At 56.2% G+C, this 4,318-nt stretch carries 4 protein-coding genes and 1 tRNA gene; 1 reads left to right on the top strand and 4 read right to left on the bottom strand.

The features are described from left to right. A partial coding sequence (locus B3M32_RS08740) for a class II fructose-bisphosphate aldolase (protein ID WP_290745511.1) occupies positions 1-578 on the bottom strand: 578 nt, incomplete at its 3' end. A 197-nt stretch (positions 579-775) separates the two neighbouring features. Here B3M32_RS08740 and B3M32_RS08735 point away from each other — a divergent pair. Further along, positions 776-1,957, top strand: a complete 1,182-nt coding sequence (locus B3M32_RS08735) for an RICIN domain-containing protein (protein ID WP_290745508.1) — start codon at positions 776-778, stop codon at positions 1,955-1,957. 79 nt (positions 1,958-2,036) lie between these two features. Here B3M32_RS08735 and B3M32_RS08730 read toward each other — a convergent pair whose 3' ends face one another. The 3 genes from B3M32_RS08730 to B3M32_RS08720 all read right to left on the bottom strand — a co-directional run bounded on the left by B3M32_RS08730 (position 2,037) and on the right by B3M32_RS08720 (position 4,271). Beyond that, on the bottom strand, positions 2,037-2,345 hold the full coding sequence (locus tag B3M32_RS08730) for a hypothetical protein (protein ID WP_290745505.1): 309 nt from the start codon (positions 2,343-2,345) through the stop codon (positions 2,037-2,039). 23 nt (positions 2,346-2,368) lie between these two features. Beyond that, positions 2,369-2,453 (bottom strand) — tRNA-Ser (locus B3M32_RS08725). Positions 2,454-2,582: 129 nt separating this feature from the next. Next, entirely contained in the window at positions 2,583-4,271 is a 1,689-nt protein-coding gene (locus tag B3M32_RS08720) for a M3 family oligoendopeptidase (RefSeq protein WP_290745502.1), read from the bottom strand. Between the last annotated feature and the right edge of the window lie 47 nt (positions 4,272-4,318).

Raw genomic sequence — 4,318 nt, 5'->3', positions numbered from 1 at the left:
GCGCCGTGGCTGGTGCCGATGGAGATGGCGAGGGAGTCGCACTTGGTCTTCTTCACGAAGTCGATGACTTCTTCGGGCTTGGTGTAGTGGGACGCCTCGGCGGACACCTCGTCCTCAACGCCTGCGAGCACGCCGAGTTCAGCCTCGACGGTCACGTCGTATTTGTGCGCATAGTTGACGACCTTGCGGGTCAGGGCCACGTTCTCGTCGTAAGGGAGAGCGGAACCGTCGATCATCACGGAAGAGAAACCGTTGTCGATGCAGTCCTTGCAGAGTTCGAAAGAGTCACCGTGGTCGAGGTGGAGCACGATCTGCGGATTGGCGCAGCCGAGTTCCTTGGCGTATTCAACAGCACCCTGGGCCATGTAGCGAAGGATGGTGCCGTTGGCGTAGTTGCGGGCACCCTTAGAGACCTGCATGATCACCGGAGACTTCTGCTTCACAGCAGCCTGCACGATGGCCTGCATCTGTTCCATGGTGTTGAAGTTGAAAGCCGGGATGGCGTAGCCACCCTTAACAGCCTTTGCAAACATTTCCCTGGTGTTCACCAGGCCGAGTTCCTTGTAAGAAACTGCCATTTGATTTACCTCTTGAGTGATTGGCGACCTGGGCCGCCGGTTTAAAGTTACGGGGCTAAAAATAGCAAAATGGCGGGGGTTTGTCCACAATTTTCGTCGCCGTTCTGCGCATGTCTGTCCGATTTTACGGATTTTACTTGCGGGACTAGCGGCGGGAATGTATATTAAAAAGAGGTGTCTGGTTTTAAGGAGTTTCCATGTTTTTCAAAAGAAGCTTTTTAGCGCTGTCTGCCATTGCCCTTGCGGCAGTTTTTACGCATGCCGAGGTCACCTACACGCTCCACAAGTCCGCGAACCCTAGTTCCGACGAGCAGGACGCCTACAAGCGCATTACCACCGTGATGGATTCGGCGGTCAAGCTCTACAACACCTACTCTAACCTTTCCAAGTTCATCAACGTCTACTACGCGCCGGGAGTGCCCACGGCCGAGGCCAGCAGCAACGGCGACCTCCGGTTTGGCGAGAACCGCAGCTACATGGTGGTGCCCACGGCCATGCACGAGATGGGCCATACGATGGGCATCGGCACGACCCAGGAATACTGGGATGTATGCAAGGATGGTGTTTTCAGGAACGACAAGGTGCAGGCGAAGCTCCGCGAACTGGACAATGACCCGACCAAGGAACTCCATTGCGACTCCCAGCATATCTGGCCCTATGGCTTGAACCGGGCGAGCGAAGTCAGTTCCGAGAAGGACCTGATAAACCACGTGATTCTCGTTGAAACCATCTACCAGCAGCTGTTCAAGGTGGCATTCTACAAGGAGGGGAGGATCAAATCTCTCGGCGAAACAAAGAAATGCATGGGAATTACATCTAGCAATGCGCTCGAACTCATGGATTGTAGCGATACGGCGACCTTCGTGAAGATTTTCTCGGTGGGCGATAACCCCGTTACATACTACATTCAGCTTGGGAGCCGCGTCGTGGATATCCCGAACGAATCTACGGCCGCTGGCATTGTCGCCTCGACCTACGGCTACAACGGCGGAGCTCACCAGCGTTATACCTTTGACGATGCTGGAATCAATACGCCGAATGCCTTCTTGCTCAAGAACTACAAGAGCGGGCTCTACCTGCAGGCAGTAGGCACGCAGGTACAGCAGAACCGCAAGGTGGACCGCGACGAATCCTTCATCTGGAAACTCGAGGAGGCAGGCTCGAAGCCCGATACATCTTCTGCGGGCGATACGTCCGTCGTCGCTCCCGATACTTCTGACACGAGCAAGACTGACACGTCGATAACGAGGATTGTCCGTATCCACGACATTCAGCTGCAGGCTGCGCCGACAAGGACGTTCGACCTGAAGGGGAGGAGTGTCCGCCCGCAACCTCTCGGCCGTAACCGCGAAACGTACAGGAAACTTTTCAGCAAGTAGTAGCACATCTCGCGCAAAGCCTAATAAGCAAAAATCCCGGCCAGTTGGTCGGGACTTTTAAAATGGTTTTGCTTGGCGATTACACACCGAAGGCGGCATCGGCGCTGGCGGCAGCCTGCTCGATATTGGCCGGGGCTTCTTCGACCGGCGTGTTCACGGCTTCGGCGGTCACGTCGTTGTCGGCCTTTTCGATCATGGAGAGACGGCCTTCCTTGAACTTGTACATGGCGATGGTCGTCGGCTTCTTGTTGAGCTGGATGTAACCCTGGTTTGCCTGGTTGTTGAGGAAACGGGCTTCGTGGGCCATCATCACGACGGCGCGGAAAACGGAGCCTTGGCATTCCTTGCTGGCATAGATATCGTCAAGATAGACTCTCTGATCGGACATCGGGGTACCTCCGAAAAATTTAGAAGAGGGAGAGGGATTCGAACCCTCGTTACCGTAAGGTAAACACGCTTTCCAAGCGTGCGCCTTCAACCACTCGGCCATCCCTCCAGGATGTGACGCCAAATATAGATTGATTTTTATTTGTTGTCAACCGATTTTGGCCCATTTTTGCAAAAATATGCAAAAAAAGACATATCTTTCGTCTGTAGCCCCACCTTTGGTGGGGCGTTCTTTCGTCTAACTAAGCTCGTCCCACACGACCTGCATGAGCGGTTCGAGCGTCCTGGGGGTGAAGTCGAACTTGATGTTCGCGGCGGCGAAAAGTTCGGGCAGCGGGCGACTGCTTCCGAGACTTTCGGCGCGGAACAGGTCGTCAATGGCCTTTTTCGGGTCTTTCTTGAAGTTCGCCCACACCTGGAGCGCGCCAATCTGGGCGATGCCGTACTCGATGTAGTAGAACGGGCATTCGAAAATGTGGAGCTGCTTTTGCCAGAGGTTGCGGCGCACGGCCTCGAGTCCGGAGTAGTCCACGCCGGTATCGTAGCGGTCCATGATTTCGGTCCATATATCGCTGCGGTCGCTCGCCGTGTGCTCGGGGAAGCTGTAGAGCCTGTGCTGGAAGCTGTCGACGCTCGCGACCCACGGGAACAGCCAGATGACGTCTTCGAGTTCGCCGGCAATACTGCGTGCAATCGCCTCGGTGTCGTCGCCGTAGAACGGCTTGAGGTTCGATGTGCCGATGAGTTCCATGCTCATGCTCGCCACCTCGGCAAATTCCGCCGGCACGTCGCGGTACGGGAAAATCGGCTGGTCCGCAAGCGCAAACTGGTGGAAGGAATGTCCGGATTCGTGCAACAGCGTGTAGATGTCGCGGTCGGTGCAGGCCGAGTTCATGAAGATGAAGGGGAGGCGGCTCTCGTCAAAGCCGATCTGGTATCCGCCGGGGGCCTTGCCGAGCCTGGAATCCGGGTCGATAAGTTTTTTCGCCTGCATCTCGCGGGCCCACTTGCCTGCCTGCGGGTGGATGCTCTCGAATATCTGGTCCACCTTCTCGATGAGCTCGTCGCCCGTGCTGTACGGCTTGAGCGGGGTTCGGTTCAGCGGGTCAACGTTCAAATCCCACGGGCGCAGGCGGTCGAGGCCCATCTTTTGCGCGCGCTTCTTGTAGATTTCTTTCTGGAGGGGCAGCACAAGCTTCTCGATGCTCTCGTGGAAGGCCTCGCAGTCGGCAGGGGAGTAGTCGAAGCGGTGCTTGGCGAGGAAGATGTAGTCGATAAAGTCCTTGCAGTGCGAGTTCTTTGCAATCTGCTTGCGGAGGGCGAAGAGGTTGTCGAAGGCTTTGTCTAGCGCCTCTTTGTCTTGGAGGCGGCGTTCCCACATCGCACGCCAGGCGCGTTCGCGGAGATCGCGGTCCGTGCGTTCCATGTAGGCGGCCAGCTGCTGCATGGTCTGGGTCTTGCCCTCGAATTCCACGCTCATGCCGCCGGTAATCTTCTGGTAGGCCTGAATTTCCTTGTTCTCCTCGGTTTCGAGCGGAATGTTGTCGGGGGAGAACAGGTCGAGTGAAACCTGCACGCCCTTGAACCATTCGCCGAACTCGCCCTTGAGCGCATCCTTAGCCGGGTGGGCGACGAGCTTCTTGTTCAGTTTGTCGTCGTACTCGTTCATTATAGGCTGCACGTTCTCGACAAAGTCGGTGTAGGCCTTGGCGGCTTTTTCGTCGGCGGTATTGCAGGTCATGGCCACGTAGCGGCGGCAGCTCACTTCGCCGAGCACGGATTCGAGTTCGCTCCAGTCCAGAATCCACTGACACAGTTTGGCTGCGTCTACGGGAATGTCGCGCTGCAGCAGGGACTGGTAAAGGGCGGAGACGGCACGGCTGTCGTCGGGATTCAGGTCATTTGGAACAAAGTTTCTTTTAGACATGTGGACCTTCTAAATATTTTAATTGGAGGGGAGGATTGCTCCTACCC

The organism is Fibrobacter sp. UBA4309, assembly GCF_002395745.1.
Lineage (GTDB): Bacteria > Fibrobacterota > Fibrobacteria > Fibrobacterales > Fibrobacteraceae > Fibrobacter.
This window is presented reverse-complemented; position numbering and strand designations above follow the sequence as displayed.

What these genes read in the sequence shown, in the direction of transcription:
- B3M32_RS08735 (WP_290745508.1), top strand. Translation starts at nt 776, where the DNA reads ATGTTTTTCAAAAGAAGCTTTTTAGCGCTGTCTGCCATTGCCCTTGCG.
- B3M32_RS08730 (WP_290745505.1), bottom strand. Translation starts at nt 2,345, where the DNA reads ATGTCCGATCAGAGAGTCTATCTTGACGATATCTATGCCAGCAAGGAA.
- B3M32_RS08720 (WP_290745502.1), bottom strand. Translation starts at nt 4,271, where the DNA reads ATGTCTAAAAGAAACTTTGTTCCAAATGACCTGAATCCCGACGACAGC.